This window comes from Hyalangium versicolor, from assembly GCF_020103695.1.
Taxonomy (GTDB): Bacteria; Myxococcota; Myxococcia; order Myxococcales; family Myxococcaceae; genus Hyalangium; species Hyalangium versicolor.
In genome coordinates this window covers 206,382-232,949 of sequence record NZ_JAHXBF010000007.1, presented here as the reverse complement: position 1 = coordinate 232,949, position 26,568 = coordinate 206,382, and the positions used below count along the sequence as shown (strand labels likewise).

The 26,568-nt window shown below is 68.1% G+C and carries 22 protein-coding genes; 9 read left to right on the top strand and 13 right to left on the bottom strand.

Features of this window, described 5'->3' with window-relative positions:
• Positions 1 to 9: 9 nt before the first annotated feature.
• The 4 genes from KY501_RS16700 to KY501_RS16685 all read left to right on the top strand — a co-directional run bounded on the left by KY501_RS16700 (position 10) and on the right by KY501_RS16685 (position 2,697).
• On the top strand, positions 10 to 1,206 hold the full coding sequence (locus KY501_RS16700) for an acetyl-CoA C-acetyltransferase (protein WP_224364130.1): 1,197 nt from the start codon (positions 10 to 12) through the stop codon (positions 1,204 to 1,206).
• Between the two features lie 27 nt (positions 1,207 to 1,233).
• Positions 1,234 to 1,452, top strand: a complete 219-nt coding sequence (locus KY501_RS16695) for a hypothetical protein (RefSeq protein ID WP_224364128.1) — start codon at positions 1,234 to 1,236, stop codon at positions 1,450 to 1,452.
• Positions 1,453 to 1,595: 143 nt separating this feature from the next.
• Positions 1,596 to 1,793: a hypothetical protein gene (locus KY501_RS16690; RefSeq protein ID WP_224364126.1), complete on the top strand. Its 198-nt coding sequence runs from the start codon at positions 1,596 to 1,598 to the stop codon at positions 1,791 to 1,793.
• A 166-nt stretch (positions 1,794 to 1,959) separates the two neighbouring features.
• Positions 1,960 to 2,697 carry a rhomboid family intramembrane serine protease gene (locus KY501_RS16685; RefSeq protein ID WP_224364124.1) on the top strand — a complete coding sequence of 246 codons (738 nt, stop codon included), beginning with the start codon at positions 1,960 to 1,962 and terminating at the stop codon, positions 2,695 to 2,697.
• 4 nt (positions 2,698 to 2,701) lie between these two features.
• On the opposite strand, the gene KY501_RS16680 is transcribed toward KY501_RS16685, so the two are convergent.
• Positions 2,702 to 4,342 (bottom strand): sigma-54-dependent Fis family transcriptional regulator, encoded by a 1,641-nt coding sequence (locus KY501_RS16680; RefSeq protein WP_224364122.1) that lies wholly within the window; start codon positions 4,340 to 4,342, stop codon positions 2,702 to 2,704.
• A gap of 199 nt (positions 4,343 to 4,541) precedes the next feature.
• Here KY501_RS16680 and KY501_RS16675 point away from each other — a divergent pair, with 199 nt between their 5' ends.
• A complete protein-coding gene (locus KY501_RS16675) occupies positions 4,542 to 5,162 on the top strand; it encodes a YceI family protein (protein WP_224364121.1) in 621 nt (206 codons plus the stop codon).
• A 70-nt stretch (positions 5,163 to 5,232) separates the two neighbouring features.
• Here KY501_RS16675 and KY501_RS16670 read toward each other — a convergent pair whose 3' ends face one another.
• From KY501_RS16670 to KY501_RS16650, 5 genes are all read right to left on the bottom strand, one after another.
• Complete coding sequence (locus KY501_RS16670) at positions 5,233 to 9,972, bottom strand: resistance to Congo red protein (protein WP_224364120.1); 4,740 nt, start codon at positions 9,970 to 9,972, stop codon at positions 5,233 to 5,235.
• A gap of 136 nt (positions 9,973 to 10,108) precedes the next feature.
• Positions 10,109 to 11,485, bottom strand: a complete 1,377-nt coding sequence (locus KY501_RS16665; RefSeq protein ID WP_224364119.1) for a peptidase MA family metallohydrolase — start codon at positions 11,483 to 11,485, stop codon at positions 10,109 to 10,111.
• A 49-nt stretch (positions 11,486 to 11,534) separates the two neighbouring features.
• Positions 11,535 to 12,752 (bottom strand): threonine ammonia-lyase, encoded by a 1,218-nt coding sequence (locus KY501_RS16660; RefSeq protein ID WP_224364118.1) that lies wholly within the window; start codon positions 12,750 to 12,752, stop codon positions 11,535 to 11,537.
• A 247-nt stretch (positions 12,753 to 12,999) separates the two neighbouring features.
• Complete coding sequence (locus KY501_RS16655) at positions 13,000 to 13,587, bottom strand: hypothetical protein (protein WP_224364117.1); 588 nt, start codon at positions 13,585 to 13,587, stop codon at positions 13,000 to 13,002.
• A gap of 514 nt (positions 13,588 to 14,101) precedes the next feature.
• Positions 14,102 to 15,331, bottom strand: a complete 1,230-nt coding sequence (locus KY501_RS16650) for a Glu/Leu/Phe/Val family dehydrogenase (RefSeq protein WP_224364116.1) — start codon at positions 15,329 to 15,331, stop codon at positions 14,102 to 14,104.
• Between the two features lie 44 nt (positions 15,332 to 15,375).
• Between KY501_RS16650 and KY501_RS16645 the strand changes: the two genes are divergently transcribed.
• Entirely contained in the window at positions 15,376 to 15,864 is a 489-nt protein-coding gene (locus KY501_RS16645; RefSeq protein WP_224364114.1) for a helix-turn-helix domain-containing protein, read from the top strand.
• Between the two features lie 18 nt (positions 15,865 to 15,882).
• On the opposite strand, the gene KY501_RS16640 is transcribed toward KY501_RS16645, so the two are convergent.
• Positions 15,883 to 18,324, bottom strand: coding sequence for a DEAD/DEAH box helicase (locus KY501_RS16640; protein WP_224364112.1), 2,442 nt, complete (start codon positions 18,322 to 18,324; stop codon positions 15,883 to 15,885).
• A 68-nt stretch (positions 18,325 to 18,392) separates the two neighbouring features.
• On the opposite strand from KY501_RS16640, the gene KY501_RS16635 reads away from it, so the two are divergent.
• Both KY501_RS16635 and KY501_RS16630 read left to right on the top strand, forming a co-directional pair.
• Complete coding sequence (locus KY501_RS16635; protein ID WP_224364110.1) at positions 18,393 to 19,490, top strand: sigma-70 family RNA polymerase sigma factor; 1,098 nt, start codon at positions 18,393 to 18,395, stop codon at positions 19,488 to 19,490.
• A 34-nt stretch (positions 19,491 to 19,524) separates the two neighbouring features.
• On the top strand, positions 19,525 to 20,079 hold the full coding sequence (locus KY501_RS16630) for a hypothetical protein (protein ID WP_224364108.1): 555 nt from the start codon (positions 19,525 to 19,527) through the stop codon (positions 20,077 to 20,079).
• Positions 20,080 to 20,087: 8 nt separating this feature from the next.
• Here KY501_RS16630 and sitI6 read toward each other — a convergent pair whose 3' ends face one another.
• The 6 genes from sitI6 to KY501_RS16600 all read right to left on the bottom strand — a co-directional run bounded on the left by sitI6 (position 20,088) and on the right by KY501_RS16600 (position 25,748).
• Positions 20,088 to 20,804, bottom strand: coding sequence for a SitI6 family double-CXXCG motif immunity protein (gene sitI6, locus KY501_RS16625; protein WP_224364106.1), 717 nt, complete (start codon positions 20,802 to 20,804; stop codon positions 20,088 to 20,090).
• 6 nt (positions 20,805 to 20,810) lie between these two features.
• The gene (sitA6, locus tag KY501_RS54300; RefSeq protein ID WP_224364105.1) at positions 20,811 to 21,533 is read right to left on the bottom strand and encodes a SitA6 family polymorphic toxin lipoprotein; all 723 of its coding nucleotides are present in this window, start codon (positions 21,531 to 21,533) and stop codon (positions 20,811 to 20,813) included.
• A gap of 37 nt (positions 21,534 to 21,570) precedes the next feature.
• Entirely contained in the window at positions 21,571 to 23,130 is a 1,560-nt protein-coding gene (locus KY501_RS16615) for a beta-ketoacyl synthase N-terminal-like domain-containing protein (protein WP_224364104.1), read from the bottom strand.
• A 31-nt stretch (positions 23,131 to 23,161) separates the two neighbouring features.
• Positions 23,162 to 24,667 (bottom strand): DUF6250 domain-containing protein, encoded by a 1,506-nt coding sequence (locus tag KY501_RS16610; protein ID WP_224364103.1) that lies wholly within the window; start codon positions 24,665 to 24,667, stop codon positions 23,162 to 23,164.
• A gap of 103 nt (positions 24,668 to 24,770) precedes the next feature.
• Complete coding sequence (locus KY501_RS16605) at positions 24,771 to 25,478, bottom strand: hypothetical protein (RefSeq protein WP_224364102.1); 708 nt, start codon at positions 25,476 to 25,478, stop codon at positions 24,771 to 24,773.
• Between the two features lie 9 nt (positions 25,479 to 25,487).
• Positions 25,488 to 25,748, bottom strand: coding sequence for a molecular chaperone DnaJ (locus tag KY501_RS16600; RefSeq protein WP_224364101.1), 261 nt, complete (start codon positions 25,746 to 25,748; stop codon positions 25,488 to 25,490).
• 57 nt (positions 25,749 to 25,805) lie between these two features.
• Here KY501_RS16600 and KY501_RS16595 point away from each other — a divergent pair, with 57 nt between their 5' ends.
• The gene (locus KY501_RS16595; protein WP_224364100.1) at positions 25,806 to 26,564 is read left to right on the top strand and encodes a DUF4159 domain-containing protein; all 759 of its coding nucleotides are present in this window, start codon (positions 25,806 to 25,808) and stop codon (positions 26,562 to 26,564) included.
• Positions 26,565 to 26,568 lie beyond the last annotated feature (4 nt).

The following is a 26,568-nucleotide window of genomic DNA, read 5'->3' as shown; positions in this document are numbered from 1 at the left end:
GCATTTCCCATGAAGAGCGTTTCGAAGAGCGAAGAGATCTATTTCCTATCCGGCAAGCGCACCCCGTTCGGTACCTATGGGGGCAGCCTCAAGGACCTGAGCGCCACGGACCTGGCCGTCGAGTCCGCCAAGGCGGCCCTCGCCCAGGCGAAGGTGTCCCCGGAGCAGATCCAGCACGTGGTGTACGGCAACGTCGTCCAGACGAGCTCGGACGCCATCTACCTGCCGCGCCACGTGGGGCTGCGCACGGGCGTGCCGGTGCCGGTTCCCGCGCTGGGTGTGAACCGGCTGTGCGGCTCGGGCTTCCAGGCCTTCGTCAACGCCGCGGAGATGCTGCTCACCGAGCAGGCCTCGTGCGTGCTGGCCGGTGGCACCGAGTCCATGAGCCAGGCGCCCCACGTCATCCGCGGCGCGCGTTGGGGCCTGCCGCTGGGCAAGGGTGGCCTCGAGGACATGTTGTGGACGGCGCTCACGGACAGCTACACCGGTCAGGCCATGGCGCTCACGGCCGAGCAGCTCGCGGTGGACTATCAGCTCTCGCAGGACGCGGTGGACGAGTACGCCGTGCTCACGCAGAAGCGCTTCGCCGCGGCCCAGGAGGCCGGCCGTCTCCAGGACGAGATTGCCCCTGTCACCCTCAAGGGCAAGAAGGGCGAGACGGTGTTCGCCAAGGACGAGCACAACCGTCCGGACACCACCGTGGAGGGTCTGCGCAAACTGCCCAAGGTCTTCAAGAAGGACGGCGTGGTGCACGCGGGCGCCGCCAGCGGCATCTGTGACGGCGCCGGCTCCATGGTGATGGCCACCCGCTCCTTCGTGGAGAAGCAGGGGCTGAAGCCGATGGCGCGGCTCGTCAACTGGGGCATCTCCGGGTGTGATCCGAAGATCATGGGCATTGGCCCCGCGCCGGCCATCCGTCGGCTGCTGGAGCGCGCCGAGTGCAAGCTGGGTGACGTGGAGCTCTTCGAGGTGAACGAGGCCTTCGCGCCCCAGTACCTGGCGGTGGAGAAGGAGCTGGGGTTGCCACGTGACCGGACGAACGTCAACGGCGGAGCCATCGCGGTGGGTCACCCGCTGGGCGCCTCGGGGGCCCGGCTCACGATGACGCTCGTCTACGAACTGAAGCGCCGGGGGGCTCGCTATGGTATCGGTTCGGCGTGCATCGGCGGCGGCCAGGGAATCGCGGTGCTGGTCGAGGCGCTCTGAGCAACAGACTTCCAATTGGGATTTGAGATGAGCAACGAGGTGGATGCGAAGACAGCTCGCGAGCGGGCCAAGGCGATCGCCGAGCAGCGCCGGGCGGAGCGGCGCAACCGCAAGCGCAAGTGTGTGGTGTGTGGCGTGGAGGAGAGCGACAAGACTCCTCTGGGCCCACACCCGGATGGCATCGGGCCCTCGTGCAAGGACGAGGTCTCCTGCCAGCAGCGCCGGGCGGCCGCCGCGATCCGCTGAGGCCGGGCCTTCTCGGGGCCGGCGATCCTGTCCAGAAGGGAGCCCCGGAGGGGGGCCGTGCCCGGAAAATCCACGCCCTTTCTTGCTGGGGGCGGCGACTCGGGTTAAACCTGCGGAATCGCTGGTTTTAAACGAGGGTCGGAATGGCCGTTATCAACTTCACGGGAGTCAAGGTGTTCTCCACCACACTCGCGCGTGATCGCGAGAACATGGGCGAGAACATCACCAAGTGGCTCAAGGAGAATCCCAACGTGGAGGTGGTGGACAAGGTGGTGACGCAGTCCTCGGACAAGGAGTTCCACTGTCTGACCATCACGTTGTTCTACAAGTTCAAGAGCTGAACGCCGCCCGTTTGATGGGCAGGCGACGTTTGAAGGGCGCTCTCCCTGGACAGGGGATGGGCGCCCTTCACCATTTGGGGCGATGACTGGCTGACGAAGTGGTTGCGAAGCAGCGAGCCTTTCACCACCTTTGGACGGCTCGGCTTTCGAGCTCGGAGGAGTGCGGATGCGACCGGTGCGCAGATTTGGAGGCGGGGGAGGAGGGGGGCTGGGGATCCCTGGCCTGGAGTCCACGGCGGCGAAGCTGGCGCTCGGGCTGGTGGTGGGCTCGGTGCTGTACCTGCTGACGCGCAACGCGCTCGGCGGCTTGCTGTTGTTGTCGCCCGTGCTGCCGGGAGGGGTGCTCTGGCAGCCCTTCACCTACGCCTTCGTGGAGGTGAGCCCGCTGGGCATCATCTTCGGCGCGCTCATCATCTGGAACATCGGTGGGTGGCTCGAGGGGGTGTGGGGGCCCAAGCGGATGGTGATGCTGGCGCTGGGATGCACGGTGGTGGCCGGCTTCCTCACCACGGTGGTGATGTTCCTGCTCGGGGTGAATGCCGGGGGCTACACGGGCGGTACGGTGATGGCGTCCATCCTCTGGGTGGCATACGGCTTGGTGATTGGGCGGGGGCAGACGAACTTCTGGGGCATTCCGTTGTCGGGCAATGCCTTCGCGGGCATTGGCGCGGGCTTCGTGGTCCTGGGAATCCTCACCTCGCCTGGTGGCATCCTGGTAGGCGTGTTGGGCCACCTGCCGGAGATCTTCGGCCTGTTGCTCGCCTTGGGCTACGTGAAGGGCGGGAGCCCGCGAGGGCTGTGGCTGCACTTCAACCACTGGCGCCTGCAGCGTCAGTTGCGCAATCGCTCGCGCAACCTGCACGTCATCTCGTCGGATCGCCCGGACGACCGGTACCTCAACTGATCGATCAGTTGGGGGCCTCCGGGTGCCCGTACTGCTTGAGCTTGCGGTAGAGCGTCGCAAGCCCGATGTCGAGCTGCTCGGCTGTACGTGAGCGGTTGCCTCCGTTGCGCGCCAGCACCGCGAGGATGTACTCGCGCTCCATGTCCTCCAGCCGCTGGGGCGTGCTCCCAGGCAGGAAGCTGGGGGGCGCCGCGCGGACCTCCTCGGGCAGGTCATCCCGCTCCACGCGGGTGCCCTCGCATAGCGCCACCGCTCGTTCGATGGCGTTGCCCAGCTCGCGCACGTTCCCGGGCCACGCGTAGCGCAGGAGCTGGTCCGCTGCCTCCGGAGCGAAGGACATCACCCTCCGCCCCAGTCGCTCCGTCGCGTCCACCAGGAGCAGCCGAGCCAGCGGGAGGATGTCGTCGCGCCGCTCTCGCAGCGGAGGCACCCTCAGCTCGATGACGCGCAGCCGGTAGTACAGGTCCTGCCGGAAGCGCCCACCGTTCACCTCTTCGAGCAGGTGCCGGTTGGTGGCCGCCACCACCCGCACGTCCACCTTGCGGCTCTGGTTCTCTCCCACGCGCCGCACTTCCTTCTCCTGCAGCGCGCGCAGCAGCTTGGCCTGCATCGCCGGAGGCACCTCGCCCACCTCGTCCAGGAAGAGGGTGCCGCCGCTGGCCGCCTCGAACAGGCCCGGCCGATCATGCGTGGCGCCCGTGAAGGCCCCCTTCGCATGGCCGAACAGCTCGCTCTCCAGCAGGCTCTCCGTCACCGCCGCGCAGTTGACGGCCACGAAGGCCTTGTTCGCCCGGCCGGACTCGTCGTGGATCAAACGCGCGATGCGCTCCTTGCCCACACCGCTCTCACCGGTGATGAGCACCGTGGAGTCCACCTTCGCCGCCCGGCGCGCCAGCCCCAGCACCCGCTTCATCTCCTCCGTGCGCGCCACCATGCCTGAGGGATCGTCCGCCTGCCCCGTCACCCGCGCCAGCGTCCGCCGCTTCTGCCGCAGCTTCTGCTCCGCCTGCTTCAGCGCTTCCGCCACCTGCCCCAGCGTCCCCTCCATGCACTGCGTCTCGAAGAAGCGCAGCGCCTCCACGCAGTCCGGGCCCCACTCCTCGGCCGGCTTGCCGACGATCTGGCAGACCGCGTCTCCCTTCCCCACGCACCGTGTCTCCAGGCAGTAGATCTGCTTGCCGTGGCAGTAGCTCATGTACCCGCTGGCGAACCCCGTCAGGCTCCAGCACACGGGCTGATCCGCCCGGCCCAGGTGCAGCAGGTGCTGCTCCGCCTCGTAGGACTCTCGCCACTGCGCCTCGGCGAATGGGGGCGGGCCGTCCTCGGGCCGGCGCTCCATCGGCTCGAACACCACCTGGCCCTGCAGGGTGTGCAGCCGGCCTCCAGCTCGCCTCCACGCCGCCTCGTCCGGCCAGGGGAAGGCCGTCTTCATCGCCTCGGCCGTCCGCCAGCCGTGCGCGTAGCCCAGACGCGTCAGGATGCCTCGCGCCGCCGTCATCCCCACCGTCCCCATCAGCTCCTTGCGCAGCAGCCCCAACGCCACCGCGTCCATCAGCAGTGCCCGCTGGCCCGCGAAGTGGATGAGGCCGCCTCCCGGCTCGAAGGTCAGCAACTCCCGAAGGTCCAGCTCCAGTCGCCCCGCCACGTCTCAGCTCCTTCCAGAACGATGCGGTTTCCTATCAATTTGAGAGCCCCCGCGCACTCCTCCCTGCAGGGGGGGCTGTTATTTCACGCACTTGCAAGGTTCGAGGAGGATGGCGCGGCTGTTGCTGTAGTGTGCGTCGGCCGTTCTACTCCCCGCGCACTGACGCGCTGGGAACTCGAGCCCGCCTTTGGAGAGACACATGAAGACTCTGTTCAAGTCCGCCGTTGCCGTTGCTGCCCTGGCCCTTCCCTCGCTCGCGCTGGCGAGCACCTGGGATGCGGATCCCGCTCACTCGACCTCCACCTTCACCGTGAAGCACATGATGATCACGAACGTGACGGGCGCGTTCGGCAAGACCGAGGCCACGATCAACGTGGATGACAAGGACATCACCAAGTCCACCGTCACCGCCACCATCGACGCGAGCACCATCGACACGCGCGAGCCCAAGCGCGATGCCCACCTGAAGAGCCCGGACTTCTTCGACGTGGAGAAGTTCCCGTCCATCACCTTCAAGTCGAAGAAGGTGGAGAAGGCCGGCGAGGGCAAGCTCAAGGTGACGGGCGATCTCACCCTCCACGGCGTGACCAAGGAGGTGGCGCTCGATGTCACCGGTCCGACCTCGGAGGTGAAGGATCCCTGGGGCAACACCCGCTCGGGCGTCACCGCGAGCACCAAGCTCAACCGCAAGGACTTCGGCCTGAACTGGAACAAGACCCTGGAGACGGGTGGCGTGCTGGTGGGCGATGAGGTCTCCGTGGTGCTGGACCTCAGCCTCATCAAGAAGGCCGCGGCTCCCGCGCCGGCCAAGACCAAGTAACGCCGGACCGCTCTTACGAGCGGACTTCGCGAGGGGCCTCGGTGAACGAGGCCCCTCTTTTCATTTCGGGCTACCCCTCGGCGACGGCCTGGACGCTGGAGCGGTAGACGAAGATGCGCGCGGTGTTGGTGCGGTTGTCGGCCGGGATGAGGAAGAAGCCCTGGCCGCCTTCCTTGAAGTCCTGCGAGAAGCCCGCGACCTGGCGGCCATCATTGAAGGTGACGCGGATCTTCTGTCCCGAGGCCTGCGGCAGCCGCGCGCCGGCCGGGAGCATGAAGAAGATGGCCTTCACGCGCTTGCCGGGGATGCGCTCCGGCGTGAAGCCCGTCTGCTGCTCCAGCGCGATGGCCTCGTCGAGCAGATCCACGTCGCGGATGATGCCGCGCTTCACCTGGCCTTCGATGGTGTGGATGATGACGCGGTGCTCGCCCTCCACGAAGCAGGAGCGCGGGCCGGCATCCGAGGGCGCCAGCGGAGCGCCCTTGGGCTCGAAGAGCGGCGCTTCCTCGATGGCGATCGCGGCCTCGGACTGGGCCGCGCGAGGCGCCGGAGGAGGCATGACCACCGGTGCCTTCGCCGCGGCGGGGGCACGAGGCGGAGCAGGCGGGGGGGCGGCCACTGGCGGCGCGGGCGGAGGCAGCGCCACCGCGGAGTTCATCGCCTGCACGCTCGGAGCCGGACGCGCACTCGCCGGGGAGGGGAGCGGGATGGCCGCGGCGGGAGCCCGGGCTGCGGGAGGCGGCGCGGGAGGCACCACCACCGCCCCGGCGTGAGTGGCCGGGGATGACGCCAGACGGGCCGCCGGAGGCGCGGGTGGAGGCATCGGTACGGCGGCGGCGGGCGGAGGCATCGGGATCGCCACGGGCGCACGCGGAGCGGGCGGAGGCATCGGGATCGCGGCAGGAGCCGGTGCGGGAGCCTCCTCCGTGAACTCGATCTCGGCGACCTCCATGACGGGCAGCTCCTCGCTGGCGCTCGGCACGGGGGGCGGAGTGGGAGGCACGTCATCGAAGGTGACGTCGATGCTCGGCTCGGCAGCGGCCTCGGCGGGAGGCGGGGCCGGAGGCGCGTCATCGAAGCTGACGTCGACGCTCGGTCCAGCGGCTTCAACCTCCACGGGAGGCGGGGGCGGAGCGCTGGGAGCACGAGTGCGGCGCGGCTCCGACGCGGAGAGGTTCTGCATCGGCTTGCCGAAGGCCGAGTGGTCCGCCTGGTGCTGCTGCGCGGAGTGCGCACCAGCGCCCATATTGTCCATGGACGCATCGAACGGGCTGGGGCCTGCGGGCCACTGCTCGCGCGGGGCGTACTCGTTCTCTGCTTCGGAGGCGAGCTTGCCGATCTCGGAGGTGGCTCCGAACAGATCCCGCGAGGGCGGATCATTGGCCCACTCGGGCTCGGGCTCGGCCCACTCGGCGCGCTCGGGCTGCTTCGGCGGCTGAGGAGGATGCTGGGCTGGCGGGGCGTGGGCGTGCTGCTGCGGAGACCACTCCTCCACGGGATCCACGGGCGTGGCTTCCCAGTCGGGCGTTTCGGCGGCGGGCTCCGGAGCCTGCCAGCCCGTGTCCTGGGCGGGAGCAGGGGACCACTCGGCCTGGGCTGCGGGCTCGGGCTGCGCCGTCCAGGGCTGTCCCTGATCCTCGGGGGTGGCTTCGAGGACCGGTTGCTCAGCCTGAGCCGACGGGCTCCACTCGGCCGTGGGCTGAGCCTCGGGAGTAGCGCTCCACTCGGCCGTGGGCTGAGCCTCGGGAGTAGCGCTCCACTCGGCTGCGGGCTGAGCCTCGGGGGTGGCGCTCCACTCGGCTGCGGGCTGCGGCTCGGGAGTAGCGCTCCACTCGGCTGTGGGCTGAGCCTCGGGCGTAGCGTTCCACTCGGCCGTGGGCTGAGCCTCGGGGGTGGCGCTCCACTCGGCTGTGGGCTGCGGCTCGGGGGTGGCGCTCCACTCCGCTGCGGGCTGAGCCTCGGGAGTAGCGCTCCACTCCGCTGCGGGCTGAGCCTCGGGAGTAGCGCTCCACTCGGGGGCGGCAGGGGCCTCAGGAGTGGCGCTCCACTCGGGCGTCACGGCAGGCTGAGCGGTGGCGCTCCAATCGGAGGACGCGTCGGCTGCGGGCGCTGCGCTCCACTCGGGCGTTGCGTTCGCCTCGGGTGTGGCGCTCCACTCCGAGGGCGATGCGGGCTCGGCCCACGGGTTCTCCGGGGCGGGTGCAGCACCCCATTCGGGGGCCACATCCGTCGCGGGAGCGGGGGAGCGTGACGTCTCCAGCCAGTCAGGCTGGCCGCTGTCGGAGGCGGTGGACCAGTCAGTGCCTTCCGTGGTGGTGCCTGCGGCCTCCTGGCCTGCGGGAGCCGTCTGGGCGCTGGCATCGGAGCCGGCCCAGTCCTGCGCGGCGGGCGACTCGGGCGAAGCCTCTCCCGCGCTCCAGGTATCGATCGACGCGGCGGAGGACTGCGCCGGCTGCGCTTCGATCGACGACTCCGTGAGCTCGATGACGTCGCTGCCCGTGCTCTGCGAGGGCTCGGAGGACAGCTCGATGGACCGGTCCGTTGATTCCCACGCGTTGCCCGTGGCGGGCATGTCCGGCACGAGGTCCGCATTGGTCGCAAGCGGGACGGCCTCCTCCGGATCACCGGAGAGGTCCACGTCGTCGACAGCCACAGCAGAGGAGGCGCTGGCGGCCTCGCTCGTGGGCTCGGGCGAGGCGGCGGGCTGCGAGGTCTCGATGGAGTCCTCGGTGAGCTCGATGGTGTCCGCCTGGAGATCCGGTCCGACCTGCACAGGCCGCAACTCGAGCGAGGGCGGCTGCAGGGTCTCGGCCAGGGACGGAGCCGGGGGCGTGGGTTCGACCTCGGCGCCGAGATCGCTCACGTCGAAGGTGGGCGCCTCTTCCGGGATGCTCGCAGCGGGAGCCGCTGCGGCTTGCTCAGGCACGGGCGCGGGCGCGGGCGGCGGAGAGACTTCCGCGCCCATCTCCATCTCGAACTCGGAGACCTCGAGCGTGGGCTGCTCGGAGCTGGCGGGAGCCTGTGCAGGCGCGGGCGGCTCCTCCACGGGCGTGGCTTCGAGGACCAGGGTGCTGTCGGCGCTCGTGGCCGGCGACGGCATCTCCTCCACCGAGGGCTCGGCGAAGGCTGAGGGCTGGGGCGCCGCGGGAGCGGGCGTCGCCTCGAGCATGTCAGCCGAGGAGAGCGAGATCTCCTCCGCGGGCTCGGGGATGGCCTCGACGGGCAGAGCCTCGAGCGTTGGCTGCGGCTCGGAGGGCTCGATCGCCGTCGTCTCCACCGCGAGCGGCGCGGAGTTCCAGCTGTCGCCCTCGGACGGAGCGGGCTCGGCGATGAGCTGCGACTCGCTCGTGGCCGCCGCGGGTTCGGGAGCCGGGAACGACGAGGAGACCGGAGGCTCCGGCTGCACGTCGTCCAGGGACAGCTCCTCGAGGGGCGAAGTCTCGAGAGGCTGCGGCTCGAGCTGCGGAGCCTCCAGTTCGGGAGCGGGCTGCGCGGCCACGGGAGCCTGGGGCTCGGGCTCCGCCTCGGCGTCGATCAGCGAGACGTCGTCTGCTTCCAGCTCGATGGGCTCGGCGACTTCATCGGCCGAGAGTTCGGTCAGCTCGCTGTCAGCGGCCGGCTCGGCCTCGAACGTGGGGGTCGCAGGCTCGGCGATGGCGGCCTGGATTTCGGGGACAGGCTCGGCGGCGGGCTGCGAAGGCGCGACCTGGGGGGCAGCGTTCAGATCCGCGAACGAGGAGGCATCGTCCGAGACGTCTTCCGCCTCCACGCTCTCCACTTCGTCAGCGGACACCTCGACGAAGTCATCCGCCTCGGCCTGCGGCACGGCCTCGTCGCTGGAGAGTGCCTGCACGGGCTCGGGAGCGGCCTCGGTGGGCGCGTTCCAGGAGGTAGGACCGCTCAGCGAGCCGAAGTCCACCTCTTCCGCAGCGGATGGAGCCAGCTCCTGCGTGGGCGCGGGAGCCGGCTGCTCGTAGGAGGACGCATCGGGAGTGGACTGCCAGTCCGTCTGCGCCGGAGCCTGCTCCGGGTAGTAGGGCTGTGCGTAACCTGCGGCGTAGCCCTGGTTGGGATCCGCCGGGTACGGCTGCTGGGCCTGCGTCGCGTAGCCCTGGGCCGCATAGCCCTGAGCGGCATAGTTGGGATCCGCGTAGCCCTGGGCGCCATAGCCCTGGTTCGGGTCATAGCCCTGATTGGGATCGTAGGCGGGAGCGGGAGGATAGCCGCCGTAGCCCTGGGCCTGATTGGGGTCGTAGGCAGGAGCGGGGGGATAGCCGCCGTAGCCCTGGGCCTGGTTGGGATCGTAGCCCTGCGCGGCGGGGTAGCCCTGGTTGGGATCGTAGGCGGGAGCGGGAGGATAGCCGCCGTAGCCCTGGGCCTGGTTGGGATCGTAGCCCTGAGCGGCGGGGTAGCCCTGGGCATAGCCCTGGTTCGGGTCATAGCCCTGCTGCGGATAGCCAGCGGGGTAGGCGTACCACTGGCCATCCGCGCCGTAGTAGCCCTGAGGCTGCGGCGGGTAGGGGGCCGGAGCGGCGTACCACTGGCCATCCGCGCCGTAGTAGCCCTGGGGCTGCTGTGGCTGGGCATAACCGGCGGGGTAGGCGTACCACTGGCCATCCGCGCCGTAATAGCCCTGGGGTTGCTGAGGGTAGGCCTCGGCCGCAGGTGGCTCCTGGTACGGCGCGTCCTGGACTCCCAGGAGTCCACGCAGCTCGTTCCAGCGAGCCTCCTCTGCGGGGGACAGGCTCCCCATCTTTCGCTTCTCATCGAGGAAGCGAAACTCTCTCATCGCCGCGCGCGTGTCGGACATCCGTCCACCTTGCTACGGGGGGTATGGCGTAGGCAGGGCGAGGTTCCCGCCAGAACGCCTGAAGCGCAAATTTGGAGGCGAGAGTGTAGGAGAGTCTCATCAACGGGTAAACGGACCAGAATGGCTCGATCGCCCGCTACCTCTGGGAGAGGGTGGATTTCACCTCTTCGTCCAGCTTCGCAACATCCATGTCGTAGTGGGTCTGGAGCGCCTGGTCGAAGGGGGTGCCCTGTCCTACCTCGCGGATGAGGGCGAGCAGGCGGGGGGCCCCTCCCCGGCGCATCAGCTCCCGGACGGCGACCGCTGAGGTCGCATAGGCCATGGAGGGGTCCGAGGTCTGGATGAGCGCGCCTTGGGAGAGGGCGTTGAGGCTGGGGAGCCGGCCGCTGCGAGCCGCGTTGCGCAGGGCATTGCCGGTGATGACGGGGGGCCCGTCTCCGCCCAGGTAGCGCCACTCGACGTACTCGGCGAGTCCCTCGTTGAGCCAGGTGGGCAGCTGGTGGTCGGCGCCGCCGCAGAAGTCGTCCACGGCGGCGTGGACGTACTCGTGCACGAGGGTGGCCTTGGTCTGCTGGGTGAGCTCGGTGGCATCGTTGATGCGGATGGCGCCGTCCGAGTACAGGCCGGCGGCGGCGCGAGCCAGGGAGGCGCCCTGGTGGGTGCGGAACTCCTCGCGGGTATAGAGGATGACGTCCACGGGGGACTCGCGCGCCTCGCCGAGGATGCCGCGGGTGTGCTCGTAGGCCTCGTCCAGGGTGGCGATGATGCGGCCCTCGTAATCGGCGCGCTGGCCGAAGTCGCGGTTGTTGTTGAAGTACTTCACGACGAAGCGCCGGTTGGAGCGGGTGCGCATGCCGTCCTCGCCCACGCCGGACTCGTAGGTGAGGCTGGCCGAGCGCGTGTCGCCCTCATCCTGAGCGATGGCGGGCTTTGTCTTGCCGCCGGCGGGGCCGGGCTCGCCGTTCATGCGGCGCTCGAGGTTCTCTGCCTGGGCGCGGGCCTGGCTGTCCTCGGCGGAGAGGCTCAGGGCCTTCTGGAGGAGCTTCTTCGCCTCGGCGGCCTGGGGGGAGCGGGGCGGCACCTTGCCGAGCGCCTCGGCGGCCCCGGCACCGTCCTTCTCCGCGAGCAGCAGCTTGCCCAGCTCCAGCCCGAAGGCGCCGTCCTTGGGATAGGTGGTGAGGCCCTTGCGCAGTACCTCCTCGGCGGTGCCGTGCTGCTCCGTGGCGCTGGCCGCGCGGGCCAGACAGTGCAGGCCGGGGGCGGACTCCTCGAAGGCCACGGCGCGCTCTCCCAGCGAGTAGGCCATCACGGCGTCATTGGCCACCAGGGCCTCGCAGCCCTTGAGCAGGGGGCCGGCGATGGCCTTGCGCTCGGCGGGCGGGTAGCCCTTGGGGTCCACGGATGAGTAGGCCAGATACAGGTCCTCCCATGCCTTGTCCTTGGCGAGCTGCTGAGCCTTCGAGGCCGGAGGAGGCGCGGCGGCGAGGAGGAGGGTGAGGAGGAGGGTGCTCATGGCGGCCCAGTATGGCCGAGCCCCCACGTAGGGTTGAAGGGCCCCCTGGCTATGTCTCCTCGGCCACCTGCCAGCCCTGGCGGCCGAGGGCGTCGATGAGCTCCAGGATGTGGGGGCGGCCGGTGGTTTCCAGCGTCACCTCGACGGTGACTTCGCCGAGGCTGGCCTTGGAGAAGGCGCGGTTGTGGTGAATCTCCACGATGTTGGCGCGCCGCTCGGCGATCTGCGAGGTGAGCAGCGCCATCATTCCGGGGCGATCGGGCAGGCGCACCTCCAGGCGCACCAGGCGTCCGGCCTTCACGAGGCCTCGCTCGATGATGCGGCTGATGACGTTCATGTCGATGTTGCCGCCGCCCAGCAGGACGACGACTTTTTTATCGTTGGCGCTGGGGATGTGGTTGTTGATGAGGGCGGCCACGCCCACGGCGCCCGCGCCCTCCACCACGCTCTTCTCCTGCTCGAGCATGACGAGGATGGCGTTGGCGATCTCCTCCTCGTCCACGGTGACGACCTGGTCCACGTACTTGCGCACCATGGAGTAGGTGAGCTCGCCGGGCTTTCGCACGGCGATGCCGTCCGCGATGGTGGCCCCCGCGGGCAGCTCCACCACGTGCCCCGCGTCCAGGGACGCCTTCATGCTGCCGAGCACCTCCGTCTGCACGCCCACGACCTGGATGCGCGGGTTGGTCTCCTTGAGCGCGCACGCGATGCCGGAGATGAGGCCTCCACCGCCAATGGGCACGACCACCATGTCCACGAAGGGGGTTTGCTCGAGCAGCTCCAGCCCGATGGTGCCCTGGCCTGCGATCACCTGTGCGTCATTGAAGGGGTGGACGAAGACGAGGTTCTGCTCCTGCTGGATGCGCACGGCCTCGGCATAGGCCTCGTCGAAGTTGGCGCCGGTGAGGACGACTTGCGCGCCGTACTCGTCTCGGGTGCGGGACACCTTGATGAGCGGGGTGCGCTCGGGCATGACGATGGTGGCTTTCACGCCGAGCTTGCGCGCGTGGTAGGCGAGCCCCTGCGCGTGGTTGCCTGCCGAGGCCGCGATGACGCCGCGTGCCTTCTCCTCGGCCGTCAAGGTGAGCAGCTTGTTGAGGGCGCCGCGCTCCTTGAAGGCGCCGGTGCGCTGCAGGTTCTCCATCTTGAACCAGACGGCCGCGCAGCCCGTGCGCTCGGTGAAGTAGTCCGAGGCGGGGCAGGGCGTGGGACGGATGGCGCCGCGGATGCGCTCCCGCGCGGCGAGGATGTCCTGGAGTTTCACCATGCGGTGGCCCCATAGCGGAAGCGGAGCGCCGGGACAACCTGGGCTTCACGGGGGCCTGCTGACCTGGACGTTGGTGGTATCAGAGTCGATCCTGGAAGGCGGCTCGAAGCCGAGCCTCCTCGCGTGTGAAGATGCTGCCTTCCAGGGATAGCTCGATCACGTGGGGGCGCGAACGCTTAGAAGCAACGCGACTCCCTGCGACAGTGGAACTGCATCTGCTTGGGCCGGAGGCACAGAGGCCTGTGCGTCACTCGGCCTCAATCGTCCGTGTTCGATCCGGGTCCGCATGGGGAACACCCGCATCGAGAGCCGTTGGAACGGCGCGCTCAGCACGAATGCGTACCCGAGCGACGTTCTTGACGTCGACAGCATGGTACGCAACCACCGCTTCGAAGCACCGAGGACTCGGCTGATGGGTGGCGTGCTCGGCGAAGAGAAAGAGGCGTACCTGTTTCCCGTACCAGAAGCCGGGCTTGAGCGTCAGGATGTCCTCGTCCCGGCGCGATGGCGCCGATGCATCCAGGATGAGGTAGGGAATGGCTTCACCCGTCTCGCACGACACGACGGAGTCCACTGTCAGGTCGATGCTCTCGATAAGGCGCTTGTCGATGCGAAGCTCCACCTCAATAGGGCTGATCAGGAGACGACCCCAGAGGTTCTCCCCGTCATAGGAAGCCTCTTGGAATTCCAGGTGGGCGTGGGCGAAAGCCCCATCAACAGTTCGATGGGATTCTTCTCCGCCGCTGGTGCGCGTCGAACCGTGAGAGAAGAAGGGCAGGCCTTTGCAACCTGCGAGTATCAGGAAGAACGTGGGGACAAACAGGAGCGGGCTCAATCGCATGGCAGGTTCCCATCGTCACCAGGTACCCCGAGCCCCTGGTTGTGGCGCCAGCCGCACGCATGCGCCAGTTCGTGGACCATGGCTTTGGCTCGGCAGTCCCGCGAGGCGGGCTGTTCGCACCAGTTGACCTCGGTCCAGGGGCTGTTACACGAAGTAGGACGATCGGAGAACCTCACCACATAGCCCAGGGCTACGATGCCTTCATTGCTCTGCTCCTTGCATTTCTGCTGTATCTCCGGGCTGCCGCAGTTGATTTTGACACCTGCGCACTGCATCTCCACACTGCCTGAGGCAGTCGTTCGTGATGACTCCTGCGGCTGCCTGACATTCCTCGACGGTAGGCAGCTCGCGGCAGGTCGTACTCATCGGCGTGCCGGGGTGGATGCAATTGCTCCAAAGTGACAGCCCGAGCAACAGGACTGGCCATGCGCGGCCAGTGTCGCGCAGAGCTCCGTGTGTGGAGAGTCGCAGCATGTGAAGGAAACGTGCCGCCGGAGGCTGACTGGCATCAGATGCCGCGCATCACCGTGGCCTTGCCCACTCGGCCGATGGCGAGGATGAAGGCCGCCGTGCGCAGGGGCACCTTGCGCGAGCGGGCGATCTGCGTCACGCGCTCGTAGGACTCCTTCACCGTGCGCTCCAACTCGACGTTCACCCGGTCCTCTTCCCACGACAGGTGCTGCAGATTCTGCACCCACTCGAAGTAGCTGACCGTGACGCCGCCGATGCTGGCCAGGATGTCCGGCACCACGAGGATGCCGCGCTTCTCCAGCAACTCGTCCGCCTCCGGAGTCGTCGGGCCGTTCGCGCCCTCGATCACCAGGCGTGCCCTCACCGCGCTGGCATTGTCCTTGGTGAGCACATGGCCGAGCGCCGCCGGGATGAGCACTTCGCACTCCGAGGCCAGCACGTCCTCGTTGGAGCAGGCCTGTCCACCGGCGTAGCCCGTCACCGTTCCGGTGCGCTGCACGTGCTCGAAGAGGTTGGGGATGTCCAGCCCCTGCGGGTTGCGCACGCCGCCCAGCACGTCCGACACCGCCACCACCGTCCCCCCGTCCTCCCAGAGCAGTCGAGCGATGTGGCTGCCCACGTTGCCGAAGCCCTGGATGGCGAACCGCGCGCCCTTGATGGGCACGTGCACGTCCCGGAGGATCTCCCGGCAGATGTAGAGCAGCCCGCGCCCCGTGGCAGCCTCGCGGCCCTTCGAGCCGTAGAGCTCCAGCGGCTTGCCCGTCACCACCGCCGGCGAGTGCCCGTGGTAGCGCGAGTATTGATCCATGATCCACGCCATCACCTGGGGGTTGGTGTTGACGTCCGGCGCGAGGATGTCTCGCGTGGGGCCGATCACGTCCTGCACCTGGTCCACGTACTTGCGCGTGAGGCGCTCCAACTCCTTGAGGCTGAGCTGGGACGGATCGCAGGTGATGCCGCCCTTCGCGCCGCCATAGGGCAGGTGGGCCACCGCCGTCTTCCAGGTCATCAGCGAGGCCATGGAGACGCACTCGGCCTGATCGAGCCTCGCGTGGTAGCGCAGGCCACCCTTCATGGGGCCGCGGCTGTTGTCGTGCTGGATGCGGTAGCCGGTGAAGGTGCGGATCTCTCCGGAGTCCATCTCGATGGAGACCTGCACCTTCACTTCACGCAACGGGGTGGCGAGCAGCGTCTCGATGGGAGTGCCCACGTCCATGATGCGCGCGGCCTTGCGGAAGAAGTAGTTGGTCTCCTCGACAGCGTTCATGAGGGCGACCTTAACAGATGGGGTGCGCTACCATAGGAAACGGAATGCGCCCCGGTTCTCCGCACGCACCAGACACGAGCGGACACCTGCAGGGGCTCGCGCGCCGCATCCGGGCCCTGCGCGAGCGCCGAGGGCTGACCCAGGAGGACTTCGCCGCCCGTTGCGGCATCTCCGTGAGCTTCGCCTCCCTGCTGGAGCGCGGCGAGCGCAGCCCCAGCTACGAGACGTTGCTACAGGTTGCTGCAGCGCTGGGACTGCCTCCCTCCGAGCTGTTCCGGCTGGAGGAGGAGGACGACACCGGAGCGGATCGGCTGGTGCACTTCATTCGCGCGCGGCAACTTCGGCGCGAGGATGTGGATCGGCTGCTCACGGTGGCGGAGCTGATGTTCGCCGAGGTGGGGCCCCGGTTGGAGGAACAGGCCCCGGATCCGGCCCGCTGCTCCGAGCCGGGCTGCGGCAAGCCAGTGCTGGCCCGAGGCCTGTGCGTGGCCCACTACCACCGGGCCCGCAGGGCGAAGAGCCCCTCTCCGTAGCAGAGAGGGGCCCGCGCGCTACCGCTTCCGGGCGCGCTCGATCTTGAGGGTCTTCTCGCCTTGCTGCTTGCCGTTGAGGGCCTCGAAGGCGGCCACATCCTCGTCGGCGACGAAGACGTAGGCGTACGTGGGCCGCAGATCGACCCGGATCACCTTGCCCGCCGGGGCTCCAAGCCCCTCGAGCGCGGTGGTGACGCCTGCGTCATCGAGCCCCTCCTGCTTGCCCAGGCCCACCCACAGCCGGGCTTGCCCTGGCACCTCGGGAGGCTCCTCGCGCCGCTCGCGGCGGCGGTCGTCGCGGGAACCGCGCGGACGGTGCCGCTCGAGCTTGAGGGCCTTCTCGCCATGCGGCTTGCCGTTGAGCGTCTCGAAGGCGGGAGCATCCGCCTCGGCCACGTAGGCGTAGCCGTAGGTGGGGCGCAGCAGGGCCTTGATGACCTTGCCCGCGGGAGCGCCCGAGGCCTCCAGCGCCGCGATGAACTTCGCGTCGTCCAGGCCGTCATCCATGCCCAGGTTCACCCAGAGCTTCACCTCGCCAGGGCCGGCATCGGGCGAGGGTGCCGGACGAGGCCGGTCCTCGGTGCGCTCGCTGCGAGGCTTGCTCTTCTCCACGCGCAGCGTCTTCGTGCCGTGCTGCTTGCCGTTGAGGGCCTCGAAGGCGGCCACATCCTCCTCGGCCACGAAGACGTAGCCGAAGGTGGGGCGCAGCTCCGCGCGGAGCACCTTGCCCACGGGAGCGCCGGCATCCTCCATCGCGGTGGCGATGCTGCCGGGCCCCAGTCCATCCGCGGTACCCAGGTTCACCCACAGCTTGGCCTCTCCCGGGCCCGCCTCCAGGGTGGGAGCTGCGCGCCGGGTATCATCCCTACGGGGCGGCCGGGGCTGGCGCTCACCGTGCTCGGTGCGCGGTGGGCGATCCCGGTCGCGCTCGCGATCCCGGCGCTCTCCGCGCTCGCCTCGCTCCTTGCGTCCCTCACGGCCCTCGCGGCCTTCACGGCCCTCGCGGCCTTCTCGGCCCTCGCGCCGGCCCTCGGACTTGCGCTCGGGGGCGGGAGCCTTCTCGGTCTCCTGCGCCGCCTGGGCCTTCTCCATGCGCAGGTGGCTGAAGAAGTATTTGATCAGGAAGGCGATGAGGTCATCGGCATCCGGGCGCTGCTTGAGCTGGGTGGCCAGGGGCAGGAAGCCCTCGAACACGCTGCCGGAGGCCCCATCGCGGATCTCCCGCAGGTGGCGCTCGGTCCACAGGCGCATGGCCTCCTCGGGAGCCGGCATCTCGCGCTTCTCGAACTTGATGCCGTACTTCTTCTCCAGCGCGGTGTACGTGGCCAACTCGCGGCCGGAGAAGAGGTTGATGGCCGTGCCCTTGTTGCCGATGCGGCCGGTGCGGCCCACGCGGTGCAGGTACACCGCCGGATCCTCGGGCAACGAGTAGTTGATGACGTACTCCAGCCCGGAGATGTCGATGCCGCGCGCGGCGATGTCCGTGGCCACCATGAAGGCGACCTCGCCGCGCTTCACCTTGCCCATCACCCGCTCGCGCTCCTTCTGCGGCAGGTCTCCGTTGAGGAGCTCCGCGTCGAAGCCGTTGCGGTTGAGCACCGCCGTCACCAGCGAGGTGTCATCCCGCGTGTTGCAGAAGATGATGGCGTTGGGCGGCTCCTCCTTCTCCAGCACGTAGATGAGGTTGCGCGGCTTGGGGAATGCGTCCGACACGTCGTAGCGGATGTGGTGGATGTGCTCCACCGTGAAGACGTCGCCGGACAGCAGCAGCGTCTCCGCGTTCGTCGTGTAGCGGGCAATCAGGTTCTGGATGTCCGTGGGAACCGTGGCGCTGAAGAGCAGCACCTGCCGGTTCTTCGGGAGCCTGTCGAGGATGCGGGTGACTTCCTCGTAGAAGCCCTGGTTGAGCATCTCGTCGGCTTCGTCGAGCACCGCGTGGTCGCAGCCCTCGAGCTTGAGGTTGCCGCGGTTGATGTGGTCGAACACGCGGCCCGGCGTGCCGACGATGATGGGCGTGCCCTCCTCGAGCGCATCCTCCTGCTGCTTCATGGAGGCGCCGCCGTAGATGGCCGCCACCTTGATGCCCTTGTGCTTGCCCAGGGCGCGCAGCTCCTCGGCCACCTGGAGCGCCAGCTCACGCGTGGGGCAGAGGATGAGGGCGCGGACGTGCTTGTCCTCCGGGGAGATCTTCTCCAGGAGGGGCAGACCGAAGGCGGCCGTCTTGCCGGTGCCCGTCTTGCTCCGGACGATGAGATCCCGGCCTTCCATGGCCGGTTGGAACGCCTTGGCTTGAACAGGGGTGGGGTTGGTATAGCCGCGCTCGGCGATGGCGCGTCGAAGGGGCTCCGAGAGATTCATATCCGCGAAGCTGATGTCCGCGACGTACTCGGCAGGGCGGCTCGGAGCTTGGGACTCGGGGGCGCCCGAGGAGGGGTTCGGGTCTTGGGGAATGTCGCTCATCAGGCAGGGGCATAGCCCCTGCATTACGCTCTGGCAACAATAGCCGTACTTTGCTGTATGGAGTCCCCATGGCGAATGGGCGGAAGAGAACCAAAAGCCCGGCCTCCCGGCCCCGGGCGAAGCGTCCGGAAACCCCGTCCTCCGAGGCGGAGGCTCCCGAGGCGGAGGTGGAGGCTGAGGGGGGCACGGAGCCGGAGGCGCTCGAACCGGAGCCCGAGGAACTGGCCGAGGTGGACGCCGAGATCGAGGGGGCGGAGGCCCCGGTGGCGCCCACGGCCGCTCTTGTTCCGGCTGGAGAGGCGGGGCTTACGCGGAGGGATCCCCTCCAGGCCTACATGGCTGAGGTCACCCGGCACCCACTGCTGACGCGGGAGGAGGAGCACACGCTCGCCAAGAAGTACCAGCAGACCGGGGATGTGCAGGCGGCCTACCGGTTGGTGGCCTCGAATCTGCGGCTCGTGGTGAAGCTGGCGCACGAGTACCACCGCAACCCGCTGTCCCTGTTGGACCTGGTCCAGGAGGGGAACATCGGGCTGATGCAGGCGGTGAAGAAGTACGACCCGGACCGGGGGGTGAAGCTGAGCTCGTACGCCGCGTGGTGGATTCGGGCGTACATCCTTCGTTACATCATGGACAACTGGAAGATGGTGAAGCTGGGGACGACGGAGGCCCAGCGGAAGCTCTTCTTCAAGTTGCGGCAGGAGCAGGACAAGCTGATTGCGCAGGGCTTCGAGCCGAACCCGAAGTTGCTGGCCGAGCGGCTGAACGTCACCGAGCAGGACGTGGTGGAGATGGACCAGCGGCTGGGGCACGACGAGCTGTCCATCGACGCGCCGCTGGGGGACGACCCGAAGAACACGCGGGCGGACCGGTTCCTGCCGTCCTCGGCGGCGGGGGCGGAGGAGCGGCTGGGGAATGAGGAGCTCAAGGAGCTGTTCCGGGAGAAGCTGGCGGAGTTCGCCAAGTCGCTCGAGGGCAAGGAGCTGTTCATCTTCCAGAACCGGCTGACCGCGGACGAGCCGCTGACGTTGCAGGACATTGGGGACAAGTACGGGGTGAGCCGCGAGCGGGCCCGGCAGATCGAGGCGGCGCTGATCAACCGGATGCGCGAGTACATGCGCGAACAGATTCCGGACTTCGACATGGTGGCGGTGCCCAAGGGTTGAGGCCCGGGCCGCGGATGCCGGCGAGGAGGAGCGGATGAAGAGGCTTGCACGGCTGCCGGTGTGGGTGGTCATGGCGCTCTGCCTGGTGACGGGCTGTGCGTCTCAGCGGGAGAGCTTCCTGAGGGACAGGGCAGGGGAGCACGTCTACAAGCAGCCGCTCTCGGAGATCTGGCCGCGGGTGAAGGCAGTGCTGGATGACCAGGGGTACTATTTCGAAGAGGCGCCCGAAGGCTTCCTGCTGGAGACGGATTGGAAGCAGACGGACCGGACCAACAATCTGGGGAGCGCGTACGCGAAGCTGCTGGTGCAGGGCACGGAGGTGAAGGAGGGGGGGACGAACCTGCGGGTGCTGCGCAAGGAACTCTCGGCGCGGCAGGTGGTGGTGGACCAGATGGGCCGGCCGGTGGGGCCGATTACCAGCGCCCAGTCGGCCATGGTCGATTCCTCCCACACGGGCTACTCCATCCAGACAGAGGTCTGGAAGCACGCGGAGAGGGATCTCCAGATGGAGTGGGAGTTGCTCCGGGCCATCGAGCCTGAGACCGCCGCTTCGCTGCAGAAGGATGCAGAGGCGAAGTTCCCGAAGTGAGTGACTCCTTACCGGAGCGGTAACTCGCGGAAGAGGATGTCCTCTTCATAGCCAAGCCTCCGCACGGCATCTACGAAGCGCTCGGTGGCGATGATCATCGTCATGAAGTCCCCCATCCGGAACAGATCCAAGCCAGCCGGTAGGGTGGTTGCGTCGAGGATGGGCTCCTCCGGGAGCGACAACCCAAGTCGGCCGCACCGGCTACAGGGGGGACGGCGATCCACGGGCAGACAGTCTGGATGCACGTGGCCGTGCGGCAGCAGCTCCAGTTCCAATAGCTCCGGTGGGTTCTTCTTGCGAAACCGGAACTTCGCTCGGTAGCCCTTCAACCCTCGGACACCTTCAGAGGTGAGCCGCTCCAACGGTTCCGGCCTTATCAGCAGGGTCCAGGGGTTGTGCAGGCACAGTGGGCCGAACTCTCCGCGAGCGGCACCCACCATGGGGCCAAAGTGGGTTCCCGGACCTAGATGGACTCCGGCGGGAGCGAGCGGACGTACCAACTCTCGCAGCCGCTCGAACTCAGCGTAGTCCTCCTCCAACCGCGCCGCGTACTTCTCCTGCTCCGGGAAGTCGGACAGATCCACAGAGGGATAGGTATCCGAGCCATCCGACCAGATGGCACCACACGTGGGACAGTGAATGCCGGGCAAGCTCCACTTGTGTTCATCGTCGTAGCTGCCCGAATAGCGTGGATGCTCGACATCCCGTAACCAGTAGAAGCGCATGGCTCCTCAATAGCTTTGGATGGGGGGAGGAGGCAGCAGCCCTCGGCGGCCGTATGGAGTGACAACGCCGAGCAGGCCGAACTCGTAGATGAGTTTCCCCGCGTACCGATAGATCTCCTCCTTGGTCGCACTTCGGTTGCTCTCGATGAACTTGCGCCATGCCGCATTCCATGGGCCTCCTTTCGTGCCGCGGTGGATGCGATGGTGCTCCTCCACTTCGAGGAGCAGCGTGAATTCATCGATGTCGATTCTCTTGCTGGTGAACCACTCCCTGAAGGCCTGCGGGAAGATGTGGTGCTGTTCGTGCGGTCGCTTTCGAAAGGTCTCTGCCTTAGCCAGCAGGTGCTTCTGACTGGGGAGCAGCTCCAGCGGTGGTGGTGGTCCCCAAGGGATGATGAAAACCGGTCGCGTGTCCTGGGGGAGTTCCTGAGCGCTTCCCCAATACCGCTGCACGCCCAGCCCAGCGCCTGGCAGAGCGAGTGCTCCTCCTCTTGTGAGGACCACCTGCCCTGTCGAGAGGTGATCCAGCACCTCCCTGCAGGCGTACACCCCACACCCTCTTTGCCCACAGAGAGCCAGCAGGCTGTTGTCTTCCTCGCACAACTGCGCGAAGGGAGCAGGGCTAGCTGCTACCTCACACCCTTCTTCCAGGTTCTCCTGAGGGCGTGATGTCGCACAGGCCGCCAGCAGGCCGCACACCAGCAGGCACCACCTTCGTAGTCCGCTCATGGTGCCTTCCAGGTTCTGGGTGCGCTCTTGCAATGGCTCAGCGCCAGGGGCGCGAGATGACACAGGCGTTGATGCCGCCCACACCCATGGAGAGCTTGCCCGCCACGCCCGAAGGCGTCGGCGTCTCCTGGTTGAAGACGAACCGGCTGTGCACCTTGCCGATCTCCTTGTTCAGCTCCGCGTTCTGCAGCGGCGTGGGGAAGATGCGGCCTCGCGCATAGCCCAGGTACTGCGCCGTCAGCTCCCACCCACCGCCCGCGGACATGCCGTGGCCGAATGTGCCCTTGCGCGCCGTGACGAGCACCGACTCCGGCAGCAGCCCCCGCAGGGTCTCCACCTCCAGGAAATCTCCCGGAGTCGCCGTGGCGTGCAGATCCCAGCTCCCCACCTCGGAAGGAGCACAGTGCGCCGCCGTCAGCGCCGCGTGGATGGCCGCCGTCGGGCCCTCCTTCGATGGCGTGATGATGTGGTCCGCGTCCGCCGTGACGCCCACGGCCAGCGGCTCCATGCCCAGCGGCTTGAAGCCCTTCGCGGTGAAGTGCTCCAGATCCCCCAGGATCCACAACACCGACCCGCCCGCCACGTGCGTCCCTCGCAGCGCCGTGAGCGGCTTGGACACCGTCCCGTCCGCTGCGATGACCCGGGCGTTGTAGAAGCCTCCCACCACGAGCGGATGCGGCGGTGGATCCGTCATCCCCAGCACCACCGCCTTCGCGTCACCGCGCTGGATGGCGTCCAGTGCCAGCTTCAGCCCGTAGCCGAACGACGAGCACGCCGCCACCGGAGCGAACGTCATCCCGGTGATCTTCCCCAGGATGGATACCTGCGAAGCCGGGCTGTTGTGGATGTTCCACAGCACGTTCGACGACACCGAATTCCACGGCGGCTCGGGCGCTCCCCACTTCTTCTGCAGCTTCGCGTTCCGGGTCCGCTTCTCCTTGATGACCGCGAGCTTGGCGGACTCGACATCCCCCTCCACCCCCAGCGCCTCGATCTCCCTCAGCTCACCCAGGTACTCCCGCAGCTCCGTGGACTGCGAGGCCCAGTAGTGCCACCAGGCCTCCTCGGCCTGATCGCGCTCCAACTCGTCCACCGTCGCCGGCTCCGCGGGCATCCCCGGCCGAGCCTCACGCGTCTCCTGCCACTGGCGCAGCGCCGCGTTGCGCGAGGGGTCCGCCCAGAACCGGTCCCACCGCCGCTGGGCCCGGTGCAGGTCCAGGGTGATGTCATGGATCGTCGGCAGGTCTCCCAGACCCGTGCCCACGTACACATGGGCGCGGATGCCCAGCGCCTGCAACTCCTGCTCGAGCCCCGGGTTCTGCCCCAGCGCCTGGATGAACGCACCCACCGCGTACAGCGACGGCTGCCCCATCTTCTTCTCCAACTGCGCGAAGCGGCTGGACGGGAAGCGCGCGTCGATCCACGGCTTGTACTCGGCGAAGTCGAAGTCCGGCTTGCCTACCAGGAAGTTGTCCGGCCCGAAGCCGTTGAAGGGGGACAGCCAGCTCTCCCCAGAGGCGAGGTTGCGCTCGAAGGCTTCGATGTCCTTGGAACGAGGGGCCACGACACCCCAACCGAAGATTCCTACTCTGCGCACGTGTCTGTTCCTCGAGTCCACCAGTCGCGGACTACAGCGGCTGGATCTTCAAGTTGTCGAAGTAGACCTTCGTCTCCCAACCCGAGAACCCGAAGTACTGGTTGCGCGGGCCTTCGAGCGGAGATGCATCCCGCAGGGAGAGGAAGGGCTGGCCGTCAATGCTCCACTCAATGGTGGCGCCACGGCGGGTGATGGTGAAGTGGTAGTGCTTTCCGGGCTCCACGGCCTTGCCGTCCCGGACGGCCCGGTCAGGCGTGTGCTCGGTCTGCCGGGCGATGACGGACTGGGTGTTGCGCCAGCCACCGAAGATGAAGACGTACCCCGTCGCCGTGTACTGCATCCGCAGATCCCCCGAGTAGAAGGCGCGGCCGTCGCCCCACGCCTCCACCTTGATGTCCCCCTGGGGATTGTCCGTCCAGGCGTCGAACTCGATGGTGGCGTTGGTGGGAATGGGCTGCTTGAGCCACACCGGACGGTTGTGCGTCATCTGCAACGTGAGCGCCCCGTTCTCCAGCGTCACGGCGGACGGGTTGGTGACGTTCCAGGCATCGCCCAGCGTGGCGCGATCGAAAGTGTCCGCGAAGGGCCCGGGGGGCGGGGGAGGAGGCGCTGCGGGAATCGCCGGGAGGGGAACCGAGCCATCCAGCGGCAGCACGCGCAGGTTGTCGAAGAAGATCTGCGACTCGAAGCCGGACAGGCCCATCCGGTCATGTCCCGAGCCCTTGAGCGGGAACGGATCGTTGAGCTCGAGGAAGGGCTGCCCGTCGATGCTCCACCGCAGCACCGTGCCGCGCCGCTCGATGCGCCAGTGGTAGGTGCGGCCCACCTGCACGGGCAGGGTGTTGGACTCCACGCGCACCTTCGTGTCCGCTTCGTACACCCCCGATTTGACCAGGTCCGCCGACGGCAATCCCAGCTTCTGGGCCGCCTGCTGCGCCTTCTGTTCGAGCGAGCGCATCGGGGGGGCGTTCAGGTCCTGGCGTGCGATGACCGACAGGGAGTTGTTCCACCCGCCGTGAACCAGCACGTAGCCGGAGGCCGGATCGATGCCGTTGCCGAACAGCTCCAGCCGGACATCCCCCTCGGGGTACTCCGAGCGCACATCGAACTCGATGAGCACGTCATCCGGCAGCCGCGTCTGGAGCCACAGCGGGTTGTTCTTCACCTGGGGCGCCAGGAGCTGGCCGTTGACCACGCGCCAGAAGCCTCCGACGCTGGAGAAGTCCCGCTCCACCACGCCGGGATCCGAGAAGTCCTGCTGATAGGGCACCTGGGCGGTGACCGCGGCCTCCGGGCGGAGCAGCGCGCGGTGGATGAGCGGGAACTGCACCACCAGGATGACGGCCACGATGAGGGCCCAGCCGCGCGGAGACAGCCCCTCGGGCTTGACCCAGGGCGTGAACGCGGTGGCATCGCCCTCCGCGGGCTTGCCGGGAGCGGCCTCCACGGGCTGTTCCCGAGCCACCTCCACGCTCTTCCCGAGAGCGCGCTCCTGGCTCTTCGCCTTCGCCTTTTCCTTGCGCTTGGCTTGACCCATCGGTGTCGGTGTGCCCTGGAGGTGGGAAAGGGCGGCGGACTCTACGCGCCGCAGCATGTCAGGTAAAGCGTGCCGACCGGCGCCCGGAAGCCTGTCCGGAGGTCTACTTGACACCCCAGCGTCGCTCGAGTGCCTTCTGCTCGGCCTTGCGCAGTTTCAGCCGCTCCTTCTCGGCGCGGATGCGGTCCATTTCCTCGGGAGAGGGGCGCACGGCAATCTGGTACACGCTGCCGGCCAGGGCGAACAGGCCCGCGGCGATGATGACGCCCCAGGGCTGGTTGGCCACCGTCGCCACCAGTCCCACGAACTGGTACAGCGCCGCCAGGGCGCCGATGACGAGGATCCACGCCCCCACCACCGAGGACACCACCGCCCCAATCACCCGGTGCATGATGGCGGCCACCAACCCACTGATGAGCAGCGTGGGGATGAAGCCCAGCAGGAAGTCCTCCTGGCCGGCGATCTGCCCGGCGAGCAGCCCCAGGGGGACGCCCACGCCCAGGAAGGCGATGGCCGGAGGGAACAGGAAGCCCATCACCGCCAGCACGGCCCCCAACAGGGTGGGCAGCCGAGGGTCCAGGTTGGTGAACCCCAGCTTGGCGGCGATGAAGGCAGTCCACATCAGCCCGATGAGCGCGCCCACGGGACCGGCCACGAACCGGAAGATGCGCCCGCCGCCGAAGAGCAGCAGCAGCAGCCCCAGCGCACAGCACACGATTCCCGCCCACATGGGGAGCAGGCGGTAGATGCCGACCCAGCCCTGGGGATTGTACGTCTGGTACGCCTTGAGCGCCTGGATGAGAGCTTCCACGGCTCCACCTTAATAGCGAGAGAGTGCCAGTGCGACGAGCAGCCCGAGGATGACGAGCACGAGCACGGCGAAACCATACACGGCGGGCGGCGTCCGGGTGCGGCTCAGCAGCTCCTCGGCCTGGGCCCTGTCCTCGGCGGAGGGGTTGGAGGCGAGGAGGCGCGAGGCCTCCCGGCGAGCGCCGGCCACGTCCCCGGCCTCCATCCGCTGCCAGGCGGCGCGCATCTCCGGAGAGGCCGGATCCTGGGGCGTCTGTCCGCCTTTCGCCATGGGGGGCCTCTATAGCGGGGAATGCAAGGACGCGTCGACGGTATATAGAGCCTTCCTATGAGCGCCCGGCGAGTCACCCGTCGAAACCTCCTGCTCGGCACCGCCGCGCTGCTGCCCCTGGTGTCGCGGCAGGCCTCCGCCTTCGGAGAGAAGAGCCGCTTCATCCCCGCCGTGGTGAAGCACGGCGGCCGGTGGGACGCGCGCCTCAACGGCCTGCGCCGCATCGCCTGGGAGCTGCAGCGCCGCACCTCGGTGGAGGTGCTCCCCGAGGCCCGGCCCTGCCTGCTCGACAGCGCGGAGATCTTCGAATACCCGTTCCTCTACTTCGGCGGGGAGGGCGAGTTCCCACCGTTGAGCAGCGCCGAGGTGGAGAACCTGCGGCGCTACCTCACCTTCGGCGGCTTCGTGCTGGCGGACGCCAATGACGGCAGCGACGGAGACGGCTTCGACGAGAGCTTCCGTCGGGAGATCGCCCGGGTGCTGCCCCAGAGCCCGCTGTCGACGGTCCCCTCCACGCACGTCATCTTCAAGTCCTTCTTCCTGCTGGATGCGGCGCCGGGTCGGCTGCTCAACAAGCCGCACATCCAGGCTTGCATGCTGGGCAAGCGCGCGGCGGTGATGTACTCGCAGAACGATCTGGCGGGTGCCTGGAGCAGAACGGAGGCGGGGGACTACGAGTTCGATGTCTCCCCTGGCGGAGAGCCCCAGCGTGAGTTAGCCATCCGCATGGGCATCAATCTGTGCATGTATGCCCTCTGCCTGGACTACAAGGACGACGCCGTCCACCTGCCCATCATCCTCAACAAGCGGCGCTGACCGA

What these genes read in the sequence shown, in the direction of transcription:
- KY501_RS16630 (WP_224364108.1), top strand. Translation starts at nt 19,525, where the DNA reads ATGAAGAGGCTTGCACGGCTGCCGGTGTGGGTGGTCATGGCGCTCTGC.
- sitA6 (WP_224364105.1), bottom strand. Translation starts at nt 21,533, where the DNA reads ATGAGCGGACTACGAAGGTGGTGCCTGCTGGTGTGCGGCCTGCTGGCG.
- KY501_RS16610 (WP_224364103.1), bottom strand. Translation starts at nt 24,667, where the DNA reads ATGGGTCAAGCCAAGCGCAAGGAAAAGGCGAAGGCGAAGAGCCAGGAG.
- KY501_RS16660 (WP_224364118.1), bottom strand. Translation starts at nt 12,752, where the DNA reads ATGGTGAAACTCCAGGACATCCTCGCCGCGCGGGAGCGCATCCGCGGC.
- sitI6 (WP_224364106.1), bottom strand. Translation starts at nt 20,804, where the DNA reads ATGCGCTTCTACTGGTTACGGGATGTCGAGCATCCACGCTATTCGGGC.
- KY501_RS16640 (WP_224364112.1), bottom strand. Translation starts at nt 18,324, where the DNA reads ATGAGCGACATTCCCCAAGACCCGAACCCCTCCTCGGGCGCCCCCGAG.
- KY501_RS16665 (WP_224364119.1), bottom strand. Translation starts at nt 11,485, where the DNA reads ATGAGCACCCTCCTCCTCACCCTCCTCCTCGCCGCCGCGCCTCCTCCG.
- KY501_RS16670 (WP_224364120.1), bottom strand. Translation starts at nt 9,972, where the DNA reads ATGTCCGACACGCGCGCGGCGATGAGAGAGTTTCGCTTCCTCGATGAG.
- KY501_RS16690 (WP_224364126.1), top strand. Translation starts at nt 1,596, where the DNA reads ATGGCCGTTATCAACTTCACGGGAGTCAAGGTGTTCTCCACCACACTC.
- KY501_RS16695 (WP_224364128.1), top strand. Translation starts at nt 1,234, where the DNA reads ATGAGCAACGAGGTGGATGCGAAGACAGCTCGCGAGCGGGCCAAGGCG.
- KY501_RS16600 (WP_224364101.1), bottom strand. Translation starts at nt 25,748, where the DNA reads ATGGCGAAAGGCGGACAGACGCCCCAGGATCCGGCCTCTCCGGAGATG.
- KY501_RS16645 (WP_224364114.1), top strand. Translation starts at nt 15,376, where the DNA reads ATGCGCCCCGGTTCTCCGCACGCACCAGACACGAGCGGACACCTGCAG.
- KY501_RS16635 (WP_224364110.1), top strand. Translation starts at nt 18,393, where the DNA reads ATGGCGAATGGGCGGAAGAGAACCAAAAGCCCGGCCTCCCGGCCCCGG.
- KY501_RS16595 (WP_224364100.1), top strand. Translation starts at nt 25,806, where the DNA reads ATGAGCGCCCGGCGAGTCACCCGTCGAAACCTCCTGCTCGGCACCGCC.
- KY501_RS16675 (WP_224364121.1), top strand. Translation starts at nt 4,542, where the DNA reads ATGAAGACTCTGTTCAAGTCCGCCGTTGCCGTTGCTGCCCTGGCCCTT.
- KY501_RS16650 (WP_224364116.1), bottom strand. Translation starts at nt 15,331, where the DNA reads ATGAACGCTGTCGAGGAGACCAACTACTTCTTCCGCAAGGCCGCGCGC.
- KY501_RS16685 (WP_224364124.1), top strand. Translation starts at nt 1,960, where the DNA reads ATGCGACCGGTGCGCAGATTTGGAGGCGGGGGAGGAGGGGGGCTGGGG.
- KY501_RS16700 (WP_224364130.1), top strand. Translation starts at nt 10, where the DNA reads ATGAAGAGCGTTTCGAAGAGCGAAGAGATCTATTTCCTATCCGGCAAG.